Origin of the sequence: Mesorhizobium abyssinicae (assembly GCF_049887195.1) — a bacterium.
Taxonomy (GTDB): domain Bacteria; phylum Pseudomonadota; class Alphaproteobacteria; order Rhizobiales; family Rhizobiaceae; genus Mesorhizobium; species Mesorhizobium abyssinicae.
Genome location: NZ_JARAKC010000006.1, coordinates 189195 through 215081, shown reverse-complemented (window position 1 = coordinate 215081; position 25887 = coordinate 189195). Strand labels below are relative to the sequence as shown.

Here is a 25887-nt window from a genome sequence, read left to right as displayed (position 1 = left end):
CCCGTCTTGCTGGCCGCGCCCTGGCTTGCCGGCTTTCTTTCATCATGAGCGCATCCGCCAATTGAAATCAAGCGCTATTTCTGCAATATTGATTGAACGGACATTCAAAATGAAGTGAAGAAAGACCGATTTTCCGGGACTTGTCGCGTCATTCTGTGTCCACCGAAGGGCCCACAACCACACGAGGCGATCATGGCGGCTGCAAGGGAGATCAGGGCGCGGGAAGGCAACGAGGCCGGCGATGACGATGCCGTGGAGCTGGCCAAGCGCCACCTCGTCCAGCCCTGGCCGTATGCCGGCTCGGTCGGCGCCGAGGCGCGCGCGCTGATCGGCGAGGGCGACGGCATCTACATCACCGACGCTTCCGGCAAGCGGCTGATCGACGGGCCGGCCGGCATGTGGTGCCTCAATGTCGGCCACCGCCGCGAGGAGCTGGCGCGGGTGATGTACGACCAGGCGATGGCGCTGTCCTACAACACGCCGTGGTACACGATGAATGCGCCGTCGGCGGAACTCGCGAGGCGCATCGCCGGCCATGCGCCAGGCGAGCTCAGCCATGTCTTCTTCACCACCGGCGGCTCGTCCGCGGTGGAGACGGCGCTGCGCTTCATGCAGTTCTACAACAATGTGCGGGGTCGGCCTGAGAAGAAGCTGATCCTCAGCCGCGGCGGCGCCTATCACGGCTCGACCTATCTGTCGGCCTCGCTCAATGGCCGTCCGCGCGACCGCGACTGGATGGACGGTGCCGACGAGCTGGTGGTCAAGCTCTCCTCGCCCGACCCGTTCAGGCGGCCGAAGGAGATGAGCCCTGCTGCCTTCACCGATTTCCTGGTCAGTCAGTTCCGCGACACCATCGCCCGCGTCGGCGCCGAGAGGATCGGCGCCTTCGTCGGCGAACCGGTGCAGGCTTCCGGCGGCGTGGTCGTGCCGCCGGAAGGCTATCTCCAGCGCATCCGCGAGATCTGCCGCGACAACGACATCCTCTATGTTTCGGACGAAGTGGTGACCGGCTTCGGCAGGCTCGGGCACGTCTTTGCCTCCGGCGACGTGTTCGGCATCGATCCGGATATGATCACCTTCGCCAAGGGCGTCACCTCGGGCTATTTCCCGCTCGGCGGCGTCATCATCTCGGACCGGCTGCTGGAGCAGCTGCGGCGCTCCAACCATCCAGACGCGCTGTTCGGCCATGGCCTCACCTACACCAGCCATCCGATCGGCTGCGCGGTGGCGCTGAAGAACCTCGACCTTCTGGAAGAGGGCGTGCTGGCGCACGCGCGCGAGGTCGCGCCCTATTTCCAAGCGCGGCTGAAGACGCTGGAGGAACTGCCGCTGGTCGGTGAGGTGCGCGGCATGGGGCTGATGGCCTGCATCGAATGCGTCGCCGATCGCGAAAGCAGGAATCCGCTGCAGCTCGACAAGGACGTCGGAAAACGCATCGACGCGCATTGCCACGAGCTTGGCCTGCTGGTCCGGCCGCTGATCAACATGTGCGTGATGTCGCCGCCGCTGATCATTTCGCGCGAACAGATCGACGACATGGTGGCGATCCTGCGCGAAGGCATTTCACGCACGATGGACGATCTCAGGAAAGAGGGGGTGTGGCGGGGGTGATTTTCTTCCTTCTCCCCGTTTCACGGGGAGAAGGTGCCGGCAGGCGGATGAGGGGCGGCGCCGACATTGGCGATTGGCTGCGGTTCAGGACCTCATCTGCCTGAAATCATAACCGTCCTGGCCCAGCGCCGTGCAGCGCCAGCTTACGACCTTCAGTTTGACGATCAACCTTGAGGTTGCGAGCAAGCATAATCATAAGGCGTTGGTGCCGCCCCTCAGCCGCCCTTCGGGCACCTTCTCCCCGTGTAACGGGGAGAAGGAAGAGAGGTGCTACCCCCTCGACCTCAACGCGTCGTTCAGCGCCCACATGTCCTTTTCCTCCGGGGCCGTCTCCAGGCCGAGCACGGGGACCTGCCTGCGCAGATGGTCGTGGTGGGTGCGCACGCCGTATTCGAGGTCGGAGAGATAGAACCCTCCGAACGCTTCCGACAGCATGGATTCGTTCGACCACACCGAGAGCTGGACGTCCTCGTTCATGGTGTCGCGGTCGATGCGGTAGGCGAGGTAGCGCGCGGCGGCCTGCTCCCTGGTCTCGTCCTTGTAACGATAGATCGCGCCGCGCAGCAGCGTCTCGCCGGTCGACAGCGGGAACTCCTGATAGAACTGCACGGATTCCGGCATGATCGACAGCGCGTTGTTGGGGAAGATGCCGTAATAGATCCAGGCCTTGCGCAGGTGCTCCGGCAGATGCGAGGCGTCGGGCGCGAGCTTGATGTATTCGCGCACGCTCCAGCGCCGTCCGGCATGCGGGTTGTAGGTGGCGAAGGAGCGCGACACGCCGTTGACGAAGGGCTCGTCGAAATAGGTCGCGCCATAGAGATCCTGCAGCGCCGGATGCGCCATGGCGACGTGATAGCCTTCGTTGTCGACGTCGCGCACCGACTTCCAGTTGACCGGCGACTTTTGCGTCCAGATGCCCCAGGACGGCGCCATGTCGGCGACGTTGTAATGAGCCATCTCGGCCTCGATCGGCTTCAAGAGTTCCGCCACCGAAGGCTGCGGCCCGCCCTTGCGGAAGCGGATGAAGATGAAGCCCATCCAGATTTCGAGGTCGAGCGGCATCAGGCCGAACTCGGTCTTGTCGAGGTCGGGGAAAGAGCGCGGGCGAGCAGCACCGCGCAGCGTGCCGTCGAGATTGTAGACCCAGCCGTGGAACGGGCACACAAGCGCGTTCTTGCAGGTGCCCTGGCTGTCGGCGACGACGCGGCTGCCGCGATGGCGGCACATGTTGTTGAAGGCGCGCACGACGCCGTCCTTGCCGCGCACGATCAGCGCCCGCTCGCCGATGACATCCATGGTCAGATAGTCGCCGGGATTGGGCACGTCGGAGACATGTCCGGCGATCTGCCAATGGTTGCGGAAGACGTATTCCTTCTCGAGTTCGAGAAGGGCGTTGGAGTGATAGCTCCAGCCCGGCAAACCCCGCCGGTCCCAATCGTTGGGGATCGCCACGTCACGGAGGTGCGGGTTCATGGAAGGCTCTTCTTTTTGTTGAATACTCATTCAATATAAACATATTTTCCATTGAAATGCAATGGTTTGGGAAAATATGGAATTTGCGTGGCGCAAGGCCTGCGTCGATCTTCAGCCCGTCTGGTTGGGAAAAATCGCGGAAAATCCGGGCGTTAACTGGGGTTCCGGACACCGGCACCGCCGCGTCCGGATTGAGCAGGCCGGGCCGCGAAAACGCCAGCTCTCCGGCGTTAAGACCCGACGCGATTTCGCTCGCGAAGTGTGAGGTTGCTCATAGTCCGGAACGTCGCGTCGGCGCATTGCTCCGGCTTGTGATGTCGCTCTTTCAGGTCTCGCTTATGGAACAGCATCGCAAACGAACACGAAAATCGGCGCATGACCGAATATGCCCGATCGTGCCCGATTTTTCTGTTTCAAGCCGGTTACACGGGCAGGCCTCGCGTATCATTCCCCCGTTACCGGGTGCGATTAAATTCGTTTCATAGAAAAAAGAAAGACAACGAAGGGGATAGCGATGTTCACGAAAGTCCAGACCGCCAACCAGCGCCTCCAGGCCCCGGAGCGCAGCGACCGGCGTCCGAAGCTGGCGCTGCGCCAGCGCGCCAGCGACCATCCGATGGCAATGTTCATGGCGATTGGCGCCGTTACCTTCGCCGGCATGTTCTTCACACCGGCGGCAGGCCCCGCCTTCGCGTCATTCGATCCGCCGGCCGGTGTCGTCGATGGCGCGCCGACCACGATCAAGACCGGGCGTCTGCCGATGCCGCAGATCGATTTCGCCTGCAAGGGCCAGGCCTGGGGCGCCGAGAGTGCGGATTGCCTGCGCGCCATTGCCGAGCAGTCCGGCAAGCATAGGGAACGCGCGGTGCGCATGATCGCCAATGCCGCGCCGCTGACCAGCACGCCGAACGTCTTCTGATTTGTCGAACGTGATCCGCGAAACAGTTCCCCGCTTCGCAATCACGCTTTGACCTCCCCAGAGCGCTCCTCCTGCGCTCGAGTCAGGCTCCCACCGCATAGTCGGTTGGGAGCCTCTTTTTTTGGGATCTATTGATATTCAGGTGAGGCCGGCCTGCGTAGGGCGGTTTGCTGCGCTTCCGGTACTCGCGTAGCAAAAGTACGCTGCGTTCCGGTTCTCTCAAACCGCCATTCCCGGGCTCGGCCTGACAGATCCCGGGGGCGCCTAATCTCAGCTCTCGACGGAAGCCTGCTCGGCTATCGCCGAAAGCACGCCGCGCACGTCGAGCGTGCTGAACGGCTTTTCCAGGATCTGCGGCCGCTGGTGCGGCGGCAGCGCCTCGATCTCGGCCTTGGCGCCGATGAGATCGCCGGTGACCAGCACGAAGCACTGCGCCAGCGCCGGCCGTTCGGCGAGCAGCTCGCGATAGATCGATATGCCACTGGTGCCGGGCATGCGCAGGTCGGAAAAGACGATGTCGGGCGGCATCTGGCCGCTGAGGATCGACGCCGCCGATGTCCAGGCCGGCACCACCCGCGACTTGACGCCCATCAACTCCAGTATGTCGGAGAGCGAGCCGGCGACGTCGGGCTCGTCGTCGATGATCAGCGCGTGGCGCAGGCCGCTCGAACGTGTCGGGCTGTCCGTGCCGGCAGCCGGGCCGGCGGTGATCGCCGGCAGTTGGACGACGAAGCGGGCACCGTGCGGCTGCACCTCCTCGAACCAGATGTTGCCATTGTGCCGCTCGATGATCGACTTCGAGATCGACAGGCCGATGCCGGTGCCGACGCCGACCGGCTTGGTCGTGAAATAGGATTCGAAGATGCGTGAACGGATCGCGTCCGGCACGCCCGGCCCGTTGTCCTCGACGGAGAAGCCCGGATTGCCGCGCTCGCTGCGAAACGTGCGCACCTTGATCAGCCTGTCGCCGGCGACGCCGGCCAGCGCATGCTGGCTGTTGACGAGGAAGTTGGCGGCCACCTGCGTCACATGATCGGCATCGGCCATGGCCAGCAGCGGGCCGGCGGCGAAATCGGTGTCGATGATGATGCCGCTGGAGCGCGCGCCATAGGCGGTGACTTCCAGCGCGGCGCGGATCACCTGGTTGAGATCGGTCTCGGCCTGCTCGGTCGGATGCAGGCGCACCATCGACAGGAAGCTCTTGACGATGCGGCCGCACCGCTCCGCCGCCGCGCGCACCTTCTCGGCGCGCACCTTGGTCTGCGGGTCGCTGGCGAACTCATGCAGCAGCGTCGACTGCGCGACGACGACGGCAAGCGGATTGTTTAGCTCATGCGAGACGCCGGCCAGCAGCGAGCCCATGGCCGCCATCTTCTCGTTCTGGTGCAGCTTCTCACGCTGGCGGCCGATCTCCTCCTCGGCGCGCAGCTTGTCGCGCAGGTCGCGGATCGAGCCGAAGATCAACCGACGGTCGGCGACCCGCATCTCGGTTGCGGTCAGCTCGATCGGGAATACCTCGCCGACGGAATTCTGGGTCACGGTCTCCAGCCGCTGGCCGACCATCGGCGAACCGCGGCCCGACATGTATTCGGCGCCCGAGGCATAGCCCTTGCGGTAGTAGATCGGCACGATGGTGTCGAGCAGGTCCTTGCCGAGAATGTCGCTGCGCTGGAAGCCGAACATCTTCTCGGCCGCCGGGTTGAACTCGATGATCGAGCCGGTCTCGTCGATGACGACGATGGCGTCGAGGGAGGCCTGCAGCATGGTGCGGCGGATGACCTCGCTGGCATGGGCGTCGGAGGGTGAATGCTCGATAGCGTCGCCGATGGCGAGCGCGATGATGTGTAGCGTCGCCTCTTCCTCGTCGGTCCATTCGCGCTCGGCGACGCAGTCGTTGACCGCCAGCGTGCCCCAGAGGTGACCGTGCGCGAAAACCGACACCGACAGGAACGACTTGATGTTCTGCTTCTCGAAGTCGGCCCTCAGGAAACCGTCGAGGTCGCGGGTATGGCCGGCAAACACCTTGCCTTGCCGCTCGTCCTCCTGCAGCCGCTCCAGCAGCGGGTCCGAATTGATGATCGACTGCATGATGACGGTGGGAGAGGCGAGTTCGCCGCCAAAGTCGGGATTGATCCAGTAGGCCGAGACCGACTGGGCGAAGCCCTGGCCGGGAAGCTCGCGCAGCCGAAACAGGATGCCGCGCTGGCAGTCCATGGCGCGGCAGAGCGTCTCCAGGATGACGTCCATCTCGCGCTGCCAGTCGCCGGCCTCTCGGAGCCGGCGCACGACGCGGACAGCCGCCATTGCCGCGCCCTGGCGGGTGGCTTGCGTGTCGGTGCGCGCGGCTGCAGCAGTCATGTCTACACGTCACCCAGGGCCAGATCGGCAAGATATGAAATTGAGCACACAGGCTCGGAAAAATCGACCACGGTTTCCCGCAGGAACCATACGCAGGGCCAAAATGCTACAGTGTTCTTTGCGCATCCGGAAGGATGCGCGGCGTCGATGGTTGCGGATCTGGAAAATCCCGGGCCGTCATCGCCACATGACGGCACCTCAAATCGATCCAGGCCGCCCTGGCTCGGGCCTAGTTGCCGTCGCCGGCGGGGAGCGAGAAGATATAGCCTTCGCCGCGCACCGTGCGCAGGAACTTCGGGTTGGCCGGATCGGCCTCGATCTTCTTGCGCAGCCGCATGATGCGGATGTCGACCGCGCGGGACGATTCGGGGTCCTCGACGAATCCGATCGCCTCGGAGATCGCGGCCCGTGTCAGCAGCCGGTTGGCTCGGGTCAGGAAGACTTCCAGCACGTCGAACTCGCTCTTGGCCATGTCGACGACCGCGCCGTTGGCGCCGGTGACCAGCCTGCCGTCGAGATCGGCATGGAAGGCGCCGAAGCTCATGCGCCGGCCAGTGCCGGTTTCAGGCTTGGCCGCCTGGGGCTCCGCCGGTTGCGGCACCCGGCGCAGCACGCTGCGCACCCGTGCCAGCACCTCGCGCAGCTCGTAGGGCTTGACGATGTAGTCGTCGGCGCCGAGCTCCAGCCCGACGATGCGATCGAGCGCGGTGCCGGCAGCGGTGGCGTAGATGATGCCGATCGGGGTCTTGGAGCGCAGCCAGCGACCGAACGACAGGCCGTCCTCGCCGGGCATGGCGATGTCGAGGATGGCGAGATGAAAGGATTGCGTCTCAAGCAGGTTGCGCGCCGCGGCGGCACTTTCGGCCGTCGCCACGTCATAGCCGCTGGCGCCGAGATACTCGGCGACGGCATCCCTCAGGTCTGGCTCGTCCTCGACGACGACAATTCTTGCCCGCACTATGCTCTGGCTCCCGCTTTCAGCGGAAAGTAGATTGGGTATAAACATGATGTCCAGCACTCATCTTGAGATGTCTGTCGCAGGGTGGAGAAAAATGGCCGCACGATCCGTCATCGCGCTCGTTTCCGTCGCCGAAGTGGTGGCGGGCGACCTTGCCGACCATCTCGAGCGGCGCGGTCATGACGTGCGCGCGGCGCGCCAGCCCTGGGAAGCGGAATCGCTGCTTTCGGCCAAGGGCATCGATGTGGTGGTTGTCGGCGACAGTGTGAGCCAGGCCGAGGGGCGCGATCTGCTTCGGCGCTTTGGCGGCGAGGGCGGCCCCGACTTCATCCTGATCTGCCGGCCGGCCGACCTGGTCGACAAGGTGCTGGCGCTCGAGCTCGGTGCCGCCGACGTCGTCGAGAGCCCGCTCAACGTCAGGGAACTGGCCGCGCGCATCGGCGGCCTGCTGGCGCGGCGCGGCAGGGCCGCCGGAGAACTGATCGTGCTGGAAAATGCGACCGTCGATCTGCGGTCGGCGATGGTGATGCACCGCTCGGGCGCGGAAGACCAGCTTTCGCCCGGCCAGGTGGCGCTGCTCAAGCTGTTTCTGGCAAGCCCCCGCAAGGTGCTGACGCGCGACGACATCATCGCCGCGGCGCCGGCCGAAAACGCCGACGCCTTCGACCGCTCGATCGATTCGCGCATCGTGCGGCTGCGCCGCAAGCTCGACACCGAAACCATCACCACGATACGCGGCGCCGGCTACCGGTTCGACCCGCCGACGCAGCGCGTCGATTGAATCAGCCAGACTGTTCGATTGTTTCAGCATCGGACCGGTTTCCATTCTGGTCCGATGCTCTCGCTCAGCGCAGCACGATGACCGAAGGGCCGGATGGCGCATCGCTGGCGATGGCGACCACCTCAGCCTGGGCACGGTCGCGCAAGAGGACAGTGGCAAGGCCGGCAAAGCCCAGAAGGCCTTGCGCGTAGAGCAATGCGGAAAGCACGGCTGCGGCAGATTTCGTGTTCATTGGCTCCATCCCTTCAACTATGCGGTTTCGCTTCAGGAAACCCCCGAAGCGCCCGCGCCGCCCACGGAGCCCCCCGCAGCGGCGCGGGCCTTCGGTCCTCTCGGCAGCAAGTAGCCGGAGGCGCCGCGCATCCACTTCAGCCGAAGGCCGACCCGCCAGAGGGCCTTCAGCCGGTTAACGCGCAGGCTGGACACGATCCAGACCGTGGCGATGAACAGCGCGGCATGCAGCGTCGAAATCTCGCCGGAATTCATGGCTGCAAGTGTCGTCGCCGGGTTGCCGGCAACAGAGCCGACACCGCCGAGGACGATTGCAGCGACGCTTATCCGGAGAAGCCAGGAGCGTAGGTTCGTTTTCCTGCCCATTTTCGTTTTGCTGTCGTCTGTTCCCGTTGCGTCAACTGTGCTGCCGGCTTGTATCGGGATCATGCCGCACGGGCTGCGCTTTGTTGCAGGCTGGTTTCGGCGCCGGTCGTATCGCTTTCATATCAGAGACATACGCGCTTTCGTTTGGGAGCTTTGCAGCCTCAAGCCGGTAACCAGGCGTTAACCATACGGCCTGCGCCCGACCACGCCCATCGTCGGGCTTGTTAACCAGGGGAAACAGATTCGAAACAAATGTGAGCATCAAGCGAAATAGGCTTGAAACATCACCCAGCGATAAGTCCGGCATCGAATTGGAGCCGGCCCGACCGGCAGAGAGAGGGGACAACATGAGCACCACCATTTCCGCCAGGCTTATCAACATCACCGCCGCTGCCCTGACTGGCGCGGCCCTGCTTTTCGGCGCCGGCAGCGGAGCCGCCCACGCCAACCAGATCCTGGCGCGTGTCTCGCTTTCGCAGCAGACCATGGAAGTGCTGGTGGACGGCCGGCCGACCTTCGCCTGGAAGGTCTCGACCGGCGACAGGTCGCATGTCACGCCGACCGGCTCGTTCAAGCCGACCCGCATGCACGAGATGTGGTATTCGAAGAAGTACGACAACGCGCCGATGCCGCACTCGGTGTTCTTCAGCGGCGGCTACGCCGTGCATGCGACCTATGCCATCAAGCGCCTCGGACAGCCGGCCTCGCATGGCTGCGTGCGGCTGCACCCGGATGCCGCGGCCGATTTCTACCAGCTCGTCCAGGCCTTCGGCCCGTCGAACACCAGCATCGTCATCGTCAAGTAGCAGGCTGTGGTCGAAGGCGGCGAGGAGGGTCGGCAAAACCTCCTCATCCGTTCCGCCTCCCGCCTGAAGAGGCATTGCTTCTTCCGCGGTAAACGCCCAACCAAAAAAGAGGCCGGAATTTCCGGCCTCTTTTTTGTCTTTCGTTTCCGTCAGTCCTGCAGCGCCGGCATCAGGTTGGGATCCGGCTTCTCGGCATGATGCGGCAGGTCCTTGCTGGCGATGAAGGTGTAGAACATCGGCACCACGAACAGTGTGAACATGGTTCCGACCAGGATGCCGGTGAAAATCACCAGGCCCATCGAATAACGGGCGGCGGCGCCGGCGCCGCTGGAGGTGATCAACGGCACGACGCCGAGCGCCATCGCCGCCGTGGTCATCAGGATCGGCCGCAGCCGCACCTTGGCCGAAGCGACGATCGCGTCGCGCCGACGCATGCCATGCAGCTCGCGCTGCTGGTTGGCGAACTCGACCAGCAAGATGCCGTGCTTGGTGATCAGGCCGATCAGCGTGATCAGGCCGACCTGGGTGTAGATGTTGAGCGTGCCGAGCCCGATATTGAGCGGCACGATGGCGCCGAAGATCGACAGCGGCACCGCCATCATGATGATCAGCGGGTCGCGGAAGCTTTCGAACTGCGCCGCCAGCACCAGGTAGATGACGAGCACGGCCGCGGCGAAGGCGATCATGATGGTGTTGCCCTGCTCCTTCTCCTGCCGTGACTGGCCGGCATAGTCGACGAAGAAGGTTTCGGGCAGCGTCTCCTTGGCGATGTCCTCGATCGCCTTCAGCCCGTCGCCGGTGGTGACGCCGGGCAGCGGCAGGGCCGAGATCGTCGCCGAGTTCAGCTGGTTGAACTGCTCGATCGCGGCGGGCGCCGCGTTGGTGGAAATCTTCACCACCGCCGACAGCGGCACCATGTCGCCCGAGGCGCTGCGGACGAAATACTGCGACAGCTTTTCCGGGTTGTCGCGGAATTCCTGCGGCACCTGCGGGATGATGTCGTAGCTGTTGGAGTCACGGTCGAACTGCGCCACCTCGGCGCCGCCGACGAGCAGCGTCAGCGTGCGGCCGATATCGGCGATCGGTAGGTTGAGAGCCGCCGCGCGGTCGCGGTCGATCGTGACCGTCACCTGCGGCGCGTCATAGGACATCGAGTTCTGCACGACGATGAAGCGGCCGGAGGCCTGCGCCTTGTTCTTGATATCCTCGGCCGCCTGGTAGACTTCGGAGGCGTCGCCGGTGGAACGCACCACAAAGGAGATCGGCAGGCCGCCGCCCGAACCGGGCAGCGTCGGCGGCGCGAAGACGAATGCCTCGACGCCGGCCACCTTGGCAAGCCGGCCGGTGATGTCCTCCTGGATCTCCTTCGAGCTGCGGCTGCGCTCGGCCCAGTCCTTGAAGGCGAAGCCGACAAAGGCGCCGTTGGTGGCGCCGCCGAAGGCGACGGCCGAGAACTGCGCGCGCGTCTCGGGGATGTCCCTGACCAGGCCGAGGATCTGATTGACGTAGGTCTCGGTATAATCCGAGGTCGCATAGCGCGGCGCGGTCACGATCGAGAGCAGGAAGCCCTGATCCTCCTCCGGCGCCAGTTCGCTCGAGGTCTTGGTGAACATGAAGCCGGTGAGCGCGACCAGCGCGACCACGATCAGCAGCGTCACGGGACGGTTTCTGAGCGAACTGGTGACCATCCTCTCGTAGACGCGCTCGACGCGGCCGAAAGTGCCGTCGATAATGCGCTGGAAACGGCTGTGCGAGCCTGCCTTGAGAATGCGCGCCGACATCATCGGCGTGATGGTGATGGCGATGATGCCCGAAAGCACAACCGAGCCGGCAAGCGTCACCGCGAATTCGCGGAACAGCGCGCCGGTGAGACCGCCGGTGAAGGCGAGCGGGGCGAACACGGCGGCCAGCGTGATGGTCATGGCGACAATGGCGGACAGGATCTCGCGCATGCCGTTGAACGCCGCCTGCATCGGCGACATGTGATCCTCTTCCATGTGGCGATGGATGTTTTCCACCACCACGATGGCGTCGTCGACGACGAGGCCGATGGCCAGCACCATGGCGAGCAGCGACAGTAGGTTGATGGAGTAGCCGACCGCAAACAGCAGGAAGCAGACGCCGATCAACGACAGCGGAATGGTGACGATAGGCATCATCACCGAGCGGAACGAGCCGAGGAAGAGCAGGATGACGACGATGACGATGGCCACCGCCTCGCCGATGGTCTTGAACACTTCCTCGATCGAGGCGCTGATCTGCTCGGTGGAATCGTAGACGACCTCGATCGACATGCCTTGCGGCAGCGTCTCCTGGATCGTCGGCACCAGCTTGTGGATCGCCGCCGCCGTGGTCAGCGGATTGGCGGCCGGCGTCGGGAAGATGGCAAGGAAGGTGCCGGGCTTGCCATTGAAGCTCACCCTGGTGTCGGTGCTTGCCGCGGCAAGCTCGACGCGCGCCACGTCGCGCAGCCTGACCACATTGCCGTCCTTGGAGCGCAGCGGCAGGGCGGCAAAAGCCTCCGGCGTCTGCAAGGTCGAGCGCACGGTGATCGAGGAGACGACGTATTCGTTCTCGGTGTTGCCGGGCGCCGACAGGAAGTTGCTGTCGTTGATGGCGGTCAGCACCTCGGCAGCCGTCACGCCGCGCGCGGCAAGCTTGACCGGGTCGATCCACACCCGCATCGAATATTCCTCGGCGCCGAAAATCTGCACGTCGGCGACGCCCTCGACCGTCGACATGCGCGGGCGGATGACACGCTCGATATATTCGGTCAGCTGCTCCTTCGTCATGTTCGGATTCTGCATCGAGATGTACATCATCGCGAACTCTTGCCCGGTGCCCTTGACGATCACCGGATCCTTGGCGGCGTCAGGCAAAGTGCCGCGCACGCCCTGCACCTTGGACAGGACTTCGGTCAGCGCCACATCGGGATTGGAGCCGAGCTTCATCTGAACAACAACGGTGCTGGACGACGGCCGGCTCGAAGAGGTGACGTAGTCGATGTTCTCGGTCGAGGCGACGGCGCGGGCGATCGGGGCGGAGATGAAGCCCTGGATCAGGTCGGCGCTGGCGCCGGGATAGGCCGTGGTGATCGTGATGGCGGTTTCCTCGACCTTCGGATACTGCCGGATCGACAGGTTGAAGATGCCCTGGAAACCCAGCAGCAGGATCATGCAGGCAAGCACGGTCGACAGGACCGGCCGGCGGATGAAGATGTCGGAGAAATTCATTGCTGTGCGGCCTGCTTGTTTGCCGGCTTGGTCGGATCGATCGTGTTGTCGACAGCAACGGACATGCCGTTGAAGAGTCGGTTCTGGCCGGCGGTGACGACCTCATCGCCGGCGGCGATGCCCTCCAGTATCTCGACCATGCCGGCATTGCGGCGGCCGGGCTTGACGAAGACCTGGGCAAGCACGAGCTCCGGCTTTTCGCCCTCCGCCGGCTTGGCCGCGGCATCGGCGGGCTTTTCGTCCGGCTTGGTTTCCGGGGTTGAGCCGGTCTTTGTCGCATCCGGCTTCTCTTCGGGCTTAGCCGCCGGGGCGGCAGCGCCGGCCGCGGGCTTTGCCGGACGGACGACGAAGACGAAGTCGCCATAGAGGCTGGAGGTCAGGGCCGTCTGCGGCAGGCCGAGGACATTCGGCTCCTCCGGCAGTTCGACGCGCACCTGGACGAACTGGCCCGGCGTCAGCTTGCCTTCGGGATTGGCGACCTCGGCGCGGATCGAGACCAACCGGCTCGCCGGGTCGATCTTGGGGTCGATGCCGCGAATGGCGCCGGCGAACGGCATGTCGCTGCTGCCGCCGCCAATGCCAAGCCGCACCGTCTGGCCGATCTTGAGCAGCGGCAGCTGCTGTTCAGGCACCGAGAAGTCGACCCGCATGGTGTCGAGGTCCTGCAGGGTCACCACCGAGGAGCCGGTGGCGAGATATTGGCCAAGGTCGATCTTGGGGATGCCGACCGTACCGGCGAAGGGCGCCGTCAGCTGCTTCTGGTCGAGCACCGCCTGGAGCTTGTTGACCTGCGAGGCGGAGGCCGACGCGGTCGCCCGCGCGGTGTCGAGCGTGGCGTCGGTGCCGACGCCGCGCCGCTGCAATTCGATGGCGCGTTCCAGCGCCGTCTGGTCGGACACGTTCTGCGCCTTGGCCGCCGCGAGATCGGCGCGCTCGACGGCATCGTCGAGTTGCAGCAGCACGGCGTTGTCGGCAACCTTCTGATTGGCGTGGAACATGATGCTCTTGACGATGCCGGCGGTTTCAACGGTCAGATCGACGCCGCGCACGGCGCTGACGGTGCCGATCGCCTCGACGCCAGGCGTCCAGTCGGACGGCTTGACGATGACCGTCGACACGGTCGCCGCAGGCGGCTTCATGGTGGCGAAATACTGCTTGATCGCGCTGTCGCGAAACAGGTTGAAGCCAACGATGCCGCCGCACACCAGGATGAGCAGAAGCAAAATTCCGGTGATGATCAAGAAGCGCTTCACGAACAGTCCCCCTCGGCCGGCGTCCGGCATAGTCGTCGAACAGCGGGACCAATATCGAAGACAGGTCCCGCTTTCAAATGATGGCGATCTTACTGTACCGTCTGGACGGTGTTGTCAATTCCGCCTAGGCTAATGTAAGGGGGAGACACGGATGAAAGCCCGCAGAGCAAATTCGCGTGACAGGATACTCGCCGCCGCCGCCGACGTGGCGCGCGAGGCGGGGCCGGGCAGCCTGTCGCTGGACGCCGTCGCCAACCGCGCCGGCGTCTCGAAGGGCGGCCTGCTGTACAATTTCCCGACCAAGGCCAAGCTGATGCAGGGCCTGGTGGAGGACTATCTGAAGGCGTTCGAGGAGGCGCTGGAGACGCGCACGGCGGACGCAGGCGGCGAGACGCCGCTCGAGGCCTATATCCGGCTTTCGGCCAATGACTGCGAGGAGCCGCAGCCCTCCGCCTCATGGATATTCTCGGCGATCGCCGAGGATCCGGATTTCCTGACGCCGATAAAATCCTTCAAGCGGCAGCTGTTCGAGCGGCTGAAGGGCGAGACGAACGACCTCAAGGCGCTGCTGGTCTGCTTTCTCGCCATCGAGGGGCTTCGCAGCATGAATCTCTTTGATTCCGATGTGCTTTCGCCGGACGAGCGCCGGCTGCTGCTTGCGTCGCTGCTGGAGATCGCCAAGGTGAATTGACGCCGGCCGCGACAGGCTAGGCCAACTATCAACCACTCGCCAAGTTGGTCCGGCAAGCCGTCACACCTAGCGAGGCGGGGATCCCGAGACCGGATCATCCGCTCAATCAATCCGGCGGCGCGAGGTGCGCGACACGCGCAGGAGGACTATGTTGCACGGCACCATGACAATGCCATGTCACGCCCGGCGAGCGCCAGCGCGCGCGCTCCCGGACGGCATCACAACATTGTAATCGCACCGACATATGGCCATGGCATTGTTATGTTGCGGCGCACAAACTATGTGCGGCAATATCCCCTTCCTCCTGCCGCGAGATCATCATGGGTTCCCTGTCCTCGAAGAACGCCCTCGTCACCGGCTCAACCAGCGGTATCGGTCTGGCAATCGCCCGCGCCTTTGCCGCCGAGGGCGCCAATGTCACCATCAATGGACTCGGCGATGCCGCTGCGATCGAGCAGGAGCGCGCCGGCATCGAGAAGGATTTTGGCGTCAGGTGCCGCTATTCAGACGCCAACATGATGGACGGCGCGGCGGTCAGCGCGATGGTGCGTGAGGCCGAAGAGGCGTTCGGCAGCCTCGACATCCTGGTCAACAATGCCGGTATCCAGCATGTCGCGCCGATCGACGAGTTTCCCGACGACAAATGGGAAGCGATCATCCGCATCAACCTGCTGGCGGCCTTCTATGCGATCAAGGCAGCACTTCCCGGCATGAAGGCGCGCAAATGGGGCCGCATCATCAACACGGCCTCGGCGCACGCGCTGGTCGCCTCGCCGTTCAAATCGGCCTATGTCTCGGCCAAGCACGGCATCGCCGGCCTCACCAAGACGGTGGCGCTGGAGGTTGCGCAGAATGGCATCACCGTCAACGCCATCGCGCCGGGCTATGTCTGGACGCCGCTGGTCGAAAAGCAGATCCCCGACACGATGAAGGCGCGCGGCATGACCGAGGAGCAGGTCAAGCACGACGTGTTGCTCGCGGCACAGCCGACCAAGGAGTTCGTCACCGTGGACGAACTCGCCGCGCTGACGCTGTTCCTTTGTTCGGACGCGGCCAAGCAGATCACCGGCACGACCTTGCCGATGGATGGCGGCTGGACGGCGCAATAGGCGCCGTCTCCCGCGGCGCGGGCGCCGTTTGCGAAAGCGTCTTTCTTGACAAGGCGAGAGGATCGTTCCAGCATTGCGGCAAGGGGTTCATCGCGATGACCCCGTGAGGCGTCAGCCCAACGATCGCGTCCAAGCTCTCTCTTTCCGGAGGTGGACGCCATGCCGTCAACGACCGAAATCACCGTACAGCAACTTTGCCGCCTCGTCGGCTTACCGGACGCGCCGGTCCTCATCGATGTGCGCATCGACGAGGATTACCAGGTCGATCCGCGCCTGCTGCCGGCATCCTGCCGGCGCGATTTCAGGACCGTCGCGAGCTGGGCGACGGAGTTCACCGACTCCAGGGTGGTCATCATCTGCCAGAAGGGGCAAAAACTCTCGCAAGGCGTGGCAGCCTGGCTGCGCCATGAAGGCATCGAAGCGGAATCGCTGGAAGGCGGTTTCGAGGCCTGGGCGGCGGCCAAGGCGCCGCTGGTCACGGCCGGCGCGATACCGCCGCGCGACGACAAAGGCCGCACGGTCTGGGTGACACGGGCGCGGCCCAAAGTCGACCGCATCGCCTGCCCCTGGCTGATCCGCCGCTTCGTCGATCCCGAAGCGGTGTTCCTGTTCGTCGACGCGGCCGAAGTGCCGGCGGTGGCCGACCGCTTTTCGGCGGTTCCCTTCGACATCGACAATGTGTTCTGGAGCCATCGCGGCGAGCGCTGTACCTTCGACACGATGATCGAGGAGTTCGGCCTCGCCTCCGAAGCGCTCGATCGGCTGGCGCTCATCGTGCGTGCGGCCGACACGGCGCGGCTCGATCTCGTGCCGCAAGCGGCGGGCTTCCTCGCCGCGTCGCTTGGCCTGTCGCGCATGTTCCGCGACGATCTCGAGCAGCTCGAGGCCGGCATGCTCCTCTATGACGCTTTCTTCCGCTGGTGTCGCGACGCCACAGAGGAAACGCACAACTGGCCGAGCGGGAGCAAGCCGTCATGAACGACCTCGCGGCGGACGACGATGCCGAGGCCGCCGTGCCAGCGGCGCCGAGCTTCAGGGAGGCGGTGCGTCTGTGGGCGAAGATCGGCCTGCTCTCCTTCGGTGGGCCGGCCGGCCAGATCGCCCTGATGCACAAGGAGCTGGTCGAGGAGCGCCGCTGGATCGGCGAGCAGCGTTTCCTGCATGCGCTCAACTACTGCATGCTCCTGCCCGGACCGGAGGCGCAGCAGCTCGCCGTCTATATAGGCTGGCTGCTGCACCGGACCGCCGGCGGCCTCGTCGCCGGCATCCTGTTCGTGCTGCCTGGGGCGCTCGTGATGCTCGGCCTCAGCAGCTTCTACATGCTCTACAACGACGCGCCGGTGATCGAGGCGCTGTTCTTCGGCGTCAAGGCGGCGGTGCTGGCGGTGGTCGTCGAGGCCGTCATCCGCATCGGCAGGCGGGCTCTCAAGAACCGGGCCATGGTGGCGATCGCGGTCGCCGCCTTCCTCGCCATCTATGTCGTCAAGCTGCCGTTCCCGCTGATCATCCTGCTGGCTGGGCTGACCGGGTGGGTCGGCAACAGCCTCGTGCCGGGCCTGTTTTCCGGATCGGCGCATGGCAAGGACACCAAACAGGACAGCCGGGGCGTTGTCGACCTGATGTTCGAGCGCGGCGAGCTCGGACACACCAGGCCGACGAAATGGCACGCGCCGCGCACCATCGCCATCTGGCTGCCGATCTGGCTGGGGCCGGTGGCGCTGATCGCGGCGATGGGCGGCCCGGCCAGCGTCTGGACGCAGCTCGGCAGCTTCTTCAGTGTCATGGCGGTCGTGACCTTCGGCGGCGCCTATGCGGTTCTCGCCTATGTCGCGCAGGCGGCGGTGTCGTCGTTCGGCTGGCTAGCGCCTGGCGAGATGGTCGACGGCCTCGGCCTTGCCGAGACGACGCCGGGGCCGCTGATCCTGGTGCTGCAGTTCGTCGGCTTCGTCGCCGCCTATCGCCATGCCGGCGCGCTCAGCCCGCTGCTTGCCGGGTCGCTCGGATCGCTGCTGACTCTATGGGTGACCTTCGTGCCTTGCTTCTTCTGGATATTCCTCGGCGCGCCCTACATCGAGCAGCTGCGGCAGAACAAGGCGCTGTCGGCGGCGCTCGGCGCGATCACCGCGGCCGTCGTCGGCGTGGTGATGAACCTTGCGCTGTGGTTCGCGCTGCATGTCATCTTCGGCACGGTGCGCAGCGTCGGCGTCGGCATGGAGATCCCGGTGCTGGCGTCGCTCGACTGGCGCGCGGCGCTGCTGTCGCTGGCGGCGATGGTCGCCATGCTCAGGCTGAAGGTCGGCATGCTGCCGACGCTGGTTGCATCGGCGCTGGCGGGTCTGGCGCTGCAGGCGCTCTGACCTCGGGGACATCAGCACCTGCTCTCTGGTGGCGGCACTGCAGCAGCGCGTCGATCCGGTCGCGACCGGGGCGATCACGGCAGGGTGATTTCCAGTCCGATCGAACGGCATGGTGTTGTCGGCAGCCGGCATCGAAGGCTACACGGATTGTCGCGTGTGCCCGCAACGATGCCCGGCTGCACGATTGTCTTTCGAGTTGGAACGCAACATGACGCTGACGCGCCGCAAATTTCTGAATACCACGGCGGTCGCCGGCGCGGCAGGGATCGGGCTGTCGGCCATGGGGAAGTTGGTCAGCCGGGCATTGGCCGGGCCCGATCCGGTGACGCTGAAGACGGCCAGGATCGAGGCGAAGCTGATGGATGTCGGCCGGACCAGGGATGTCCTGACCTATGGCGAGGCCGGCATGCCGCCGGTGCTCAGGATGAAGAAGGGCGAGCCCTTCGCGGCGCGGCTCATCAACGGCATCGACGATCCGACGACGATCCACTGGCACGGCATCCGCGTTCCCAACAAGATGGACGGGGTGCCGTTCCTGGTGCAGCCCTATGTCTACACGGGCGATCATTTCGACTATCAGTTCACGCCGCCGGACGCCGGCACCTTCTGGTATCACCCGCACTGCAACACGCTGGAGCAGATGGGTCACGGGCTGACCGGCGTGATCGTGGTCGAGAACCCCAACGATCCGCAATTCGATGCCGAAATGGTGATCAATCTGCGCGACTGGCGCCTCGGCGAGGACGGCCAGTTCATCGACCAGTTCCGGCCTCGCGACGCGGCAAGGGCTGGCACCTATGGAACGGTGCGCACTGCCAACTGGCTCGACCAGCCGCAGTTCGACGCGCCGGCCGGCGGGCTGGTGCGGCTACGGGCCGCCATCACCGACGTCACCCGCGTCTACGCCTTCCGTGTCGAGGGCGCCGAGGCGGCGGTGATCGCGCTCGACGGCAATCCGGTGCCGCAACGCTTCGCGCCCGACGCCTTGCAGCTTGGACCTGGCCAGCGGCTGGATCTCGCCATACGCATGCCCGACGACGAGGGCGCCATCGTCAGCCTGAGAGACGTCAGGGGCACCAAGCCCAAGATACTGGCGACGCTGCGCGCGGTCGGAAAGTCGCTCAAGCGCGACGTTCGCGATCTTGCGCCGCTGGAGGCCAATCCGGTGGCGGAGGTGGATGCCGCCAGCGCCCAGCACATTTCGCTGGCACTCAGCGCCACCGCGGAAAACGTTCCGGCCGACGGCATCTGCGGCTCGCTCGGCTACAGTTTCTGGGCGATCAACAAGGTGCCGTGGCCCGGCGACACGCCGGACCCGACCGCGCCGCTGGCCGAACTGAAGCTCGGCCGAAGCTATGTCATCGACATGGAGAACCTGACGCCGCAATCGCATCCGATCCATCTGCACGGCATGAGCTTCAAGGTGCTGTCGTCGTCGACGCGCCCGGCCCAGCCGCTGGTCTCCGACACCTATCTCATCCAGCCCGACGAGAAGGTTCAGCTGGGTTTCGTGGCCGACAATCCCGGCGACTGGCTGCTGCATTGCCACGTCATCGAGCACCAGAAATCGGGGATGACGAGCTATATCCGCGTAGCCTGATGGGACTGGCCGCAAACGCATGACGGCGGCTCGCGTCGCGGACAAAGGCTGGTTTCGCCGCCGCTTGGACAAAGGCGTCGTCGCGCGTTTCCAAACTTGACCAGGATGCCATTTCCAAAACCTGCGACTGGGCATTTACAACTAACATGTTAGTGTGATAAAGCTGCCTGCATAGTGACATCAGGAGAGCTTTCGCAGTGACTTCGCGCTTTGGTCTTTCGGTCGCCCTGGCGACGCCTTTTCATGCGTCCGGGCAGATCGCGGTCCCCGCGATGGTCGCGCAGGCCAAGGCCTGCCTTGTCGCCGGGTGCGGCAGCGTCACGCTGTTCGGCACCACCGGCGAGGGCGCCTCGATCGGCACCGAAGAGCGGCGCCGGATCGTCGAGGCCATGCTGGCCGACGGCATCCCGGCGCATCAGCTCGTTTCCGGCGTGCTGGTCGATGCGGCCGAGGACGCGGCCGAGCAGGCGCGGCATGCGCTGCAGCTGGGCGCCCGCAACATCCTGCTGGCGCCGCCGAGCTATTTCAAGAATGTCGGCGAGGACGGGCTGTTCGGATGGTTCGCCGCCGTCTTCGCGGCGCTCGGTCCGCTGGCCCGCGACGTCCTGCTCTACAACATCCCGTCCGTCACCATGGTGCCGTTGCCGCTCGGCCTGATTGGCCGGCTGCGCGCCGCCTTTCCGAATGTGGTCGCGGGCGTCAAGGATTCGGGTGGCGACTGGACCTACAGCGAGGCGCTGCTTGCCGCGCATGGCGACCTGGTGATCCTGATCGGCGACGAGCGGCATCTGGCGAGGAGCGTGCGGCGGGGCGGGCAGGGCGCCATTTCCGGCATGGCCAATTTCGTTACCGGCGAGATCCGCGCCATGGCGGTGGACGGCCGCGACGATGCCCGGGTCGAGAATTTCGTGCTCGAACTGCTCAAGTTTCCGGTGATACCGGCGGTCAAGGCGATGCTGGCGCGCAGCACCGGCGACGACGGCTGGCTTGCCGTTCGTCCGCCGCTGGAGCCGACCTCCCAGCAGGGGCGCAAGCAGCTTGCCGCGGCCTACGACCAATTGTTTGCGACAGAGCCGGCCTGACCGGCAAAGGAAGCGCTGAATGGAAGACGGCAGCGAACCGGCAACCCTCAGGGAAAAGGCCTATGCCAGCTTTACGCGGCACTTGCTGGCGCGTGACCTGAGGCCCGGGCAATTCGTGTCGCAGCGCGAGCTGGTCGCCTTCACCGGGCTGCCGCTCGGCGCCATCCGAGAGATCGTGCCGCGGCTCGAGGCCGAGGGCCTGCTGACCACCATTCCGCAGCGCGGCATGCAGATCGCCCATATCGACATCAACCTGATCCGCGAGGCCTTCCAGTTCCGCCTGTTCATGGAGCGCGAGGCGGTGGCGCTGTTCACCGTCAGCGCCGCCGATGCCGAGCTCGCCCGTTTGCGGCGCGAGCATGAGGAGATGCTTGCCGAGGCGCTGGCGCAGCCGGCGACGCCGGAGATGGAAGCCAGGGCACAGACCATCGACTGGGCGATGCATGACACCTTCATCGACGCGCTCGACAACGAAATCATCGCCAAGGCCTATCTGGTCAATTCGGTGAAGATCCGGCTGATCCATCAGGAGCGGTTCCGCATCGACGGCCGCGTCGTGCCGGTCATGCGCGAGCACCTGGCGGTGATCGAGGCGATGGAAAGCCGCAACCCGCAAAAGGCGGTCGAGGCGATCAGCCTGCACATCGACAATGCGCGCCGGCTGGCGCTGCAGATCTGAGGGAAATGAGCCGCGCCGCGGCAGCGGCGCAATCCACAACGACAGCAACCCCGGGAGGAAGAAATGTCGTCCAATCCGTTCAGCCCAACCAGAAGGCAACTGCTTGCCGGAACAGCCGCTCTTGCCGCCGCCGGCCTCGCCGGCCTGCGCCCCAGCTTCGCCGCCGGCGTCGACTGGAAGCGCTTTGCCGGCACCACGCTCGACGTCAATCTGGTCAAGAGCCCGCGCAGCGACACGCTGATAAAGTATATCGCCGAGTTCGAGGAACTGACTGGCATCAAGGTCAATGCCGAGGCGACGCCCGAACAGCAGCAGCGCCAGAAGACGGTGATCGAGCTCAGCTCAGGCAAGCCGAGCTTCGACGTCGTGCATCTCAGCTACCACGTGCAGAAGCGGCAGTTCGAGAAGGGCGGCTGGCTGGCCGACATCTCCGGCTATCTCGCCGATCCGACGCTCACCGATCCGGCACTGGTCGAGAGCGACTTCGCCGATGCCGGCATGGTCTTCGCCAAGGATACGCAAGGCGTGCTGCGCTCGCTGCCGTTCTCGGTCGACTACTGGATCGTCTACTGGAACAAGGAACTGTTCGAGGCCAAGGGGCTGAAATATCCTGAGACCTTCGAGCAACTGGTGGCGGTGGCCGAGGCGCTGACCGATCCTTCGGCCAACACCTATGGCTTCGTCGCCCGCGGACTGAAGAACGCCAACACGCCGGTGTGGACGTCGCTGATGCTGGGCTACGACATGACGCCGCTCGATGCCGAGGGCAAGCTGCGCACGCTGTCTCCCGAGGCGGTCGAAGCGGCCGGCCTCTACCAGCGGCTGATGACCAAATCGGCGCCTCCCGGCGTCACCGGCTTCAACTGGGCCGAGGCGCAGTCGGCCTTCCTGCAGGGCAAGATCGGCATGTGGTTCGACGGCGTCGGGTTCGCGCCGCCGATGGAAAATCCTGAAAAGTCGCGGGTCGTCGGCAAGGTCGGCTACGGCGTCATGCCGAAGGGCCCCAAGGCGCATGCCTCCGGCACGTTCGGCGACGGCATCGGCGTCACCGCCGCCAGCGAGAAGAAGGAAGCGGCCTATCTGTTCTGCCAATGGGCGGTGTCGCCGGCCATGGGCGCGCGGCTGCTGCAGGCCGGGGCCGGCGTGCCGTTCCGCAAATCGGTGCTGGAGGATCCCAAGGTGCGCGAGGGCGTCACCATGCCGGCAAGCTGGCTCGACGCCGTGGTCGGCTCCGGCAATGTCAGCCGGCTGGCGCTGCCGGTCATCATCCCGGTCACCGAGTTCCGTGACATCTATGGCGTGGCGCTGAGCAACATGATCGCCGGCGCCGATCCGGCGGACGAGCTGAAGAAGGCCACCGACCAGTTCCAGCCGGTCCTGGACCGGAGCGAGCAAGGCTGATGTCCGCCACCACCCCAGAACGGACCGGGGTGACGATGGAAGCCATGGAAGGGAGCCAGACGGTGCGTCTGGCTCCCAACTACTGGCCCTTCGTCCTGCCGGCGCTCGTCGTCGTCGGCGCGGTGATCGTCTTTCCCTGGGCATTCACGCTGTGGATGAGCGTCAACAGCTGGACGCTCGGCCAGTCGCGCAGCTTTGCCGGGATGGACAACTATCTGCGCCTGGCGGGCGACCCGCGGTTCTGGGAATCGCTCTGGCACACGCTTACCTACACCTTCCTGTCGGTCGTCGCGCCGATGTTCCTCGGCACGGTCGCGGCGCTGATCTTCGATGCGAAGGTTCCGCTGCGCGGCCTGCTGCGCGGCGTCTTCGTGATGCCGATGATGGCGACACCGGTCGCCGTGGCGCTGGTGTGGACGATGATGTTTCATCCGCAGCTCGGCGTGCTCAACTATCTCTTGTCGCTGGTCGGTATCCCGCCGCAGGAATGGATCTTCAATGCCAGGAGCGTCATTCCCTCCCTGGTCGCGGTCGAGACCTGGCAGTGGACGCCGTTGGTGATGCTGATCGTGCTGGGCGGGCTGGCCTCGGTGCCGCGCGAGCCGTTCGAGAGCGCTGAGATCGACGGCGCCAACGCCTGGCAGCAGTTCCGCTACCTGACCTTGCCGATGATCGCGCCGTTCCTGATGATTGCCGTCATCATCCGCACCATCGATGCGCTGAAGAGCTTCGACATCATCTACGCCATGACCCAGGGCGGTCCGGGGACCGCGTCGGAAACCATCAACATCTATCTCTACAACACCGCCTTCTCCTACTACGACATCGGCTACGGCTCGGCCATGGCCGTGGTGTTCTTCGTCGTGATCGTGGCGCTGTCCTTCGTCCTGTTAATGCTGCGCCAGCGCTCGCAATGGATCAACGCGGAGGGCAAATAGATGACGTCGCAGCTCCTCAACCGGATCGGTCTGTTCTTCGCGGCCCTGGTGCTCGTCTCGCCAGCGATCCTGTTCTTCCTCTGGATGATCTCGCTGTCGCTGAAATTCGAGATCGACAACGGCGCCTATCCGCCGATCCTGATCCCCGAGCGCTTCGCCTGGTCGAACTATGTGAAGGTGTTCGAGGAGAACAACTTCCTGCTCTATCTGTGGAATTCGGTGCTGGTCACCGGCACGGCGACGCTGCTGGCGCTTCTGATCGGCGTGCCGGCGGGCTACGGCATCGCCCGGCTCAAGGCCGAGCGCTCGGCCGTCGTCATCATGATCGCCCGCATGACGCCCGGCCTTTCCTATCTGATCCCGCTGTTCCTGCTGTTCCAGTGGATAGGCATCCTCGGCACGCTGTGGCCGCAGATCATCATCCATCTGGTGGTGACCGTGCCGATCGTCGTCTGGGTGATGATCGGTTATTTCGAGACGACGCCGATGGAGCTGGAGGAAGCGGCCAGCATCGACGGCGCCAGCTCCTGGCAGGTGTTCCGGCTGGTGGCGCTGCCGATCGCCAAGCCGGGCATCGTCGTCGCCTTCATCCTGTCGGTCATCTTCTCGTGGAACAATTTCGTCTTCGGCGTGGTGCTCGCCAGCCGCGAGACGCGCACCTTGCCGGTCGCCGTCTACAACATGCTGTCCTACGAGCAGGTGAGCTGGGGGCCGCTTGCCGCGGCAGCACTCGTGGTGACACTGCCGGTGCTGGTGCTGACCCTGTTCGCGCAAAGGCAGATCGTCGCCGGGTTGACCGCCGGCGCCGTCAAGGGCGGCTGAGGCCGGTCCGACATCACACGTTCGTGGAGAGATAAAATGGCATCGGTGACCATCAACAACGTGCAGAAGGCTTTTGGGACCGCAAAGATCATCCACGATGTCAGCGTCGACATCGCCGACGGCGAGTTCGTTATCCTGGTCGGGCCGTCGGGCTGCGGGAAGTCGACGCTGCTGCGCATGATCGCGGGGCTGGAAACGATCTCGGCCGGCAAGATCGCCATCGGCGAGCGGGTCGTCAACGAGCTCAGGGCGCGCGACCGCAACATCGCCATGGTGTTCCAGAACTACGCGCTCTATCCGCACATGACGGTCGCCGACAATATGGGCTTCGCGCTCAAGATCAAGAAAGCCGACCCGGCTGACACCGCCAGCCGGGTGAAGCGGGCGGCAAGCATACTTGGCCTGGAAAAGCTGCTCGACCGCTATCCGCGCCAGCTTTCCGGCGGCCAGCGGCAGCGCGTCGCCATGGGCCGCGCCATCGTGCGCGACCCGCAAGTGTTCCTGTTCGACGAGCCGCTTTCCAATCTTGACGCCAAGCTGCGGGTGCAGATGCGGGGCGAGATCAAGGCGCTGCACCAGCGGCTGGGCACCACCACGATCTATGTCACGCACGACCAGATCGAGGCCATGACCATGGCCGACAAGATCGTCGTGCTGCATGACGGGCTGGTCGAGCAGATCGGCGCGCCGCTCGACCTTTACGATCGTCCGGCCAATCTCTTCGTCGCCGGCTTCATCGGCTCGCCGTCGATGAACTTCATCCGCGGCCGCATCGAGGAAGGCGTGTTCCGCAGCGCCAGCGGACTGACGCTGCCGCTGCCGCATGACCTCCACCCGGCGCGGGTCCCGGACGGCGAGCTCGTCTACGGCATCCGTCCCGAACACATCCGGGCACGCAGCGAGGGCATTGCCGGCACCGTGACGCTTCTGGAAGCGACGGGCTCGGAGATCTTCGCCACGGTTGATTGCGGCGGCGAGGAAATCTCCTGCCTGTTCCGCGAGCGGCTTAAGCTGAAGCAGGGCGAAACGGTGCGCATCGAGGTCGACCGCGCCAGCGCCCATCTGTTCGCGGCGAACACCGGCCAGCGCATCTGAACGCCTTAAGGCGGGATTTGCCCGAAGCGTCCTGGTGGCTTCGACGGCGCTTGGCCGTTCGAACCGATAGCGCCAGCTTGCCGGCGCGCGCCGGCGGTGCTTAGGTGCGCCGTCAATGGGCGGG

The 25887-nt window shown here is 64.9% G+C and carries 22 protein-coding genes; 15 read left to right on the top strand and 7 right to left on the bottom strand.

The window, feature by feature from the left end; translation table 11 throughout:
• Positions 1–192: 192 nt before the first annotated feature.
• Positions 193–1611: an aminotransferase gene (locus PU724_RS15870; RefSeq protein WP_354420069.1), complete on the top strand. Its 1419-nt coding sequence runs from the start codon at positions 193–195 to the stop codon at positions 1609–1611.
• 270 nt (positions 1612–1881) lie between these two features.
• Here the strand turns inward: PU724_RS15870 and PU724_RS15865 are convergent, their stop codons facing one another.
• Positions 1882–3084: an aromatic ring-hydroxylating oxygenase subunit alpha gene (locus PU724_RS15865; protein WP_354420068.1), complete on the bottom strand. Its 1203-nt coding sequence runs from the start codon at positions 3082–3084 to the stop codon at positions 1882–1884.
• Between the two features lie 514 nt (positions 3085–3598).
• On the opposite strand from PU724_RS15865, the gene PU724_RS15860 reads away from it, so the two are divergent.
• On the top strand, positions 3599–4003 hold the full coding sequence (locus PU724_RS15860; RefSeq protein ID WP_320320196.1) for a hypothetical protein: 405 nt from the start codon (positions 3599–3601) through the stop codon (positions 4001–4003).
• 270 nt (positions 4004–4273) lie between these two features.
• On the opposite strand, the gene PU724_RS15855 is transcribed toward PU724_RS15860, so the two are convergent.
• Complete coding sequence (locus PU724_RS15855; RefSeq protein ID WP_245478382.1) at positions 4274–6361, bottom strand: hybrid sensor histidine kinase/response regulator; 2088 nt, start codon at positions 6359–6361, stop codon at positions 4274–4276.
• A 229-nt stretch (positions 6362–6590) separates the two neighbouring features.
• Positions 6591–7319, bottom strand: a complete 729-nt coding sequence (locus PU724_RS15850) for a response regulator (RefSeq protein WP_245478381.1) — start codon at positions 7317–7319, stop codon at positions 6591–6593.
• A gap of 94 nt (positions 7320–7413) precedes the next feature.
• On the opposite strand from PU724_RS15850, the gene PU724_RS15845 reads away from it, so the two are divergent.
• Positions 7414–8100, top strand: a complete 687-nt coding sequence (locus tag PU724_RS15845; RefSeq protein WP_127282650.1) for a response regulator transcription factor — start codon at positions 7414–7416, stop codon at positions 8098–8100.
• Between the two features lie 64 nt (positions 8101–8164).
• Here the strand turns inward: PU724_RS15845 and PU724_RS15840 are convergent, their stop codons facing one another.
• Together PU724_RS15840 and PU724_RS15835 are read right to left on the bottom strand one after the other, a co-directional pair.
• A complete protein-coding gene (locus tag PU724_RS15840) occupies positions 8165–8332 on the bottom strand; it encodes a hypothetical protein (RefSeq protein ID WP_354420067.1) in 168 nt (55 codons plus the stop codon).
• Positions 8333–8364: 32 nt separating this feature from the next.
• The gene (locus PU724_RS15835) at positions 8365–8697 is read right to left on the bottom strand and encodes a hypothetical protein (protein WP_127282651.1); all 333 of its coding nucleotides are present in this window, start codon (positions 8695–8697) and stop codon (positions 8365–8367) included.
• A gap of 347 nt (positions 8698–9044) precedes the next feature.
• On the opposite strand from PU724_RS15835, the gene PU724_RS15830 reads away from it, so the two are divergent.
• Positions 9045–9503 carry a L,D-transpeptidase gene (locus PU724_RS15830; protein ID WP_127282652.1) on the top strand — a complete coding sequence of 153 codons (459 nt, stop codon included), beginning with the start codon at positions 9045–9047 and terminating at the stop codon, positions 9501–9503.
• Between the two features lie 149 nt (positions 9504–9652).
• Here PU724_RS15830 and PU724_RS15825 read toward each other — a convergent pair whose 3' ends face one another.
• On the bottom strand, positions 9653–12736 hold the full coding sequence (locus PU724_RS15825; RefSeq protein ID WP_354420066.1) for an efflux RND transporter permease subunit: 3084 nt from the start codon (positions 12734–12736) through the stop codon (positions 9653–9655).
• Entirely contained in the window at positions 12733–14019 is a 1287-nt protein-coding gene (locus PU724_RS15820) for an efflux RND transporter periplasmic adaptor subunit (protein ID WP_407046103.1), read from the bottom strand. The genes PU724_RS15825 and PU724_RS15820 overlap by 4 nt, the downstream gene beginning before the upstream one ends.
• 121 nt (positions 14020–14140) lie before the next feature.
• Here PU724_RS15820 and PU724_RS15815 point away from each other — a divergent pair, with 121 nt between their 5' ends.
• From PU724_RS15815 to PU724_RS15765, 11 genes are all read left to right on the top strand, one after another.
• The gene (locus tag PU724_RS15815) at positions 14141–14680 is read left to right on the top strand and encodes a TetR/AcrR family transcriptional regulator (protein ID WP_354420065.1); all 540 of its coding nucleotides are present in this window, start codon (positions 14141–14143) and stop codon (positions 14678–14680) included.
• Between the two features lie 320 nt (positions 14681–15000).
• A complete protein-coding gene (locus PU724_RS15810; RefSeq protein ID WP_320320199.1) occupies positions 15001–15789 on the top strand; it encodes a 3-hydroxybutyrate dehydrogenase in 789 nt (262 codons plus the stop codon).
• A gap of 159 nt (positions 15790–15948) precedes the next feature.
• Positions 15949–16767, top strand: a complete 819-nt coding sequence (locus tag PU724_RS15805) for a chromate resistance protein ChrB domain-containing protein (protein WP_354420064.1) — start codon at positions 15949–15951, stop codon at positions 16765–16767.
• A complete protein-coding gene (gene chrA / locus PU724_RS15800; protein ID WP_354420063.1) occupies positions 16764–18146 on the top strand; it encodes a chromate efflux transporter in 1383 nt (460 codons plus the stop codon). Before PU724_RS15805 ends, chrA begins: the two co-directional genes overlap by 4 nt.
• Before the next feature lie 208 nt (positions 18147–18354).
• The gene (locus tag PU724_RS15795; RefSeq protein ID WP_354420062.1) at positions 18355–19746 is read left to right on the top strand and encodes a multicopper oxidase family protein; all 1392 of its coding nucleotides are present in this window, start codon (positions 18355–18357) and stop codon (positions 19744–19746) included.
• Between the two features lie 197 nt (positions 19747–19943).
• Complete coding sequence (locus PU724_RS15790; RefSeq protein ID WP_127282660.1) at positions 19944–20828, top strand: dihydrodipicolinate synthase family protein; 885 nt, start codon at positions 19944–19946, stop codon at positions 20826–20828.
• A 19-nt stretch (positions 20829–20847) separates the two neighbouring features.
• The gene (locus PU724_RS15785; RefSeq protein ID WP_127282661.1) at positions 20848–21507 is read left to right on the top strand and encodes a GntR family transcriptional regulator; all 660 of its coding nucleotides are present in this window, start codon (positions 20848–20850) and stop codon (positions 21505–21507) included.
• A 63-nt stretch (positions 21508–21570) separates the two neighbouring features.
• A complete protein-coding gene (locus PU724_RS15780) occupies positions 21571–22908 on the top strand; it encodes an ABC transporter substrate-binding protein (RefSeq protein WP_354420061.1) in 1338 nt (445 codons plus the stop codon).
• Between the two features lie 35 nt (positions 22909–22943).
• Complete coding sequence (locus PU724_RS15775) at positions 22944–23846, top strand: carbohydrate ABC transporter permease (protein ID WP_407046021.1); 903 nt, start codon at positions 22944–22946, stop codon at positions 23844–23846.
• Positions 23847–24668, top strand: a complete 822-nt coding sequence (locus PU724_RS15770; RefSeq protein WP_127282664.1) for a carbohydrate ABC transporter permease — start codon at positions 23847–23849, stop codon at positions 24666–24668. It begins immediately after the preceding gene.
• Between the two features lie 36 nt (positions 24669–24704).
• Positions 24705–25763, top strand: a complete 1059-nt coding sequence (locus tag PU724_RS15765; protein ID WP_127393413.1) for an ABC transporter ATP-binding protein — start codon at positions 24705–24707, stop codon at positions 25761–25763.
• The last annotated feature ends 124 nt before the right edge of the window (positions 25764–25887 follow it).

Bases quoted from the DNA above. Each gene is read 5' to 3' on its own strand.
- PU724_RS15830 (WP_127282652.1), top strand. From the start codon at position 9,045: ATGAGCACCACCATTTCCGCCAGGCTTATCAACATCACCGCCGCTGCC.
- PU724_RS15765 (WP_127393413.1), top strand. From the start codon at position 24,705: ATGGCATCGGTGACCATCAACAACGTGCAGAAGGCTTTTGGGACCGCA.
- PU724_RS15770 (WP_127282664.1), top strand. From the start codon at position 23,847: ATGACGTCGCAGCTCCTCAACCGGATCGGTCTGTTCTTCGCGGCCCTG.
- PU724_RS15810 (WP_320320199.1), top strand. From the start codon at position 15,001: ATGGGTTCCCTGTCCTCGAAGAACGCCCTCGTCACCGGCTCAACCAGC.
- PU724_RS15835 (WP_127282651.1), bottom strand. From the start codon at position 8,697: ATGGGCAGGAAAACGAACCTACGCTCCTGGCTTCTCCGGATAAGCGTC.
- PU724_RS15860 (WP_320320196.1), top strand. From the start codon at position 3,599: ATGTTCACGAAAGTCCAGACCGCCAACCAGCGCCTCCAGGCCCCGGAG.
- PU724_RS15865 (WP_354420068.1), bottom strand. From the start codon at position 3,084: ATGAACCCGCACCTCCGTGACGTGGCGATCCCCAACGATTGGGACCGG.
- PU724_RS15820 (WP_407046103.1), bottom strand. From the start codon at position 14,019: ATGCCGGACGCCGGCCGAGGGGGACTGTTCGTGAAGCGCTTCTTGATC.
- PU724_RS15845 (WP_127282650.1), top strand. From the start codon at position 7,414: ATGGCCGCACGATCCGTCATCGCGCTCGTTTCCGTCGCCGAAGTGGTG.
- chrA (WP_354420063.1), top strand. From the start codon at position 16,764: ATGAACGACCTCGCGGCGGACGACGATGCCGAGGCCGCCGTGCCAGCG.
- PU724_RS15840 (WP_354420067.1), bottom strand. From the start codon at position 8,332: ATGAACACGAAATCTGCCGCAGCCGTGCTTTCCGCATTGCTCTACGCG.
- PU724_RS15855 (WP_245478382.1), bottom strand. From the start codon at position 6,361: ATGACTGCTGCAGCCGCGCGCACCGACACGCAAGCCACCCGCCAGGGC.
- PU724_RS15805 (WP_354420064.1), top strand. From the start codon at position 15,949: ATGCCGTCAACGACCGAAATCACCGTACAGCAACTTTGCCGCCTCGTC.
- PU724_RS15870 (WP_354420069.1), top strand. From the start codon at position 193: ATGGCGGCTGCAAGGGAGATCAGGGCGCGGGAAGGCAACGAGGCCGGC.
- PU724_RS15825 (WP_354420066.1), bottom strand. From the start codon at position 12,736: ATGAATTTCTCCGACATCTTCATCCGCCGGCCGGTCCTGTCGACCGTG.
- PU724_RS15775 (WP_407046021.1), top strand. From the start codon at position 22,944: ATGGAAGCCATGGAAGGGAGCCAGACGGTGCGTCTGGCTCCCAACTAC.
- PU724_RS15815 (WP_354420065.1), top strand. From the start codon at position 14,141: ATGAAAGCCCGCAGAGCAAATTCGCGTGACAGGATACTCGCCGCCGCC.
- PU724_RS15785 (WP_127282661.1), top strand. From the start codon at position 20,848: ATGGAAGACGGCAGCGAACCGGCAACCCTCAGGGAAAAGGCCTATGCC.
- PU724_RS15780 (WP_354420061.1), top strand. From the start codon at position 21,571: ATGTCGTCCAATCCGTTCAGCCCAACCAGAAGGCAACTGCTTGCCGGA.
- PU724_RS15795 (WP_354420062.1), top strand. From the start codon at position 18,355: ATGACGCTGACGCGCCGCAAATTTCTGAATACCACGGCGGTCGCCGGC.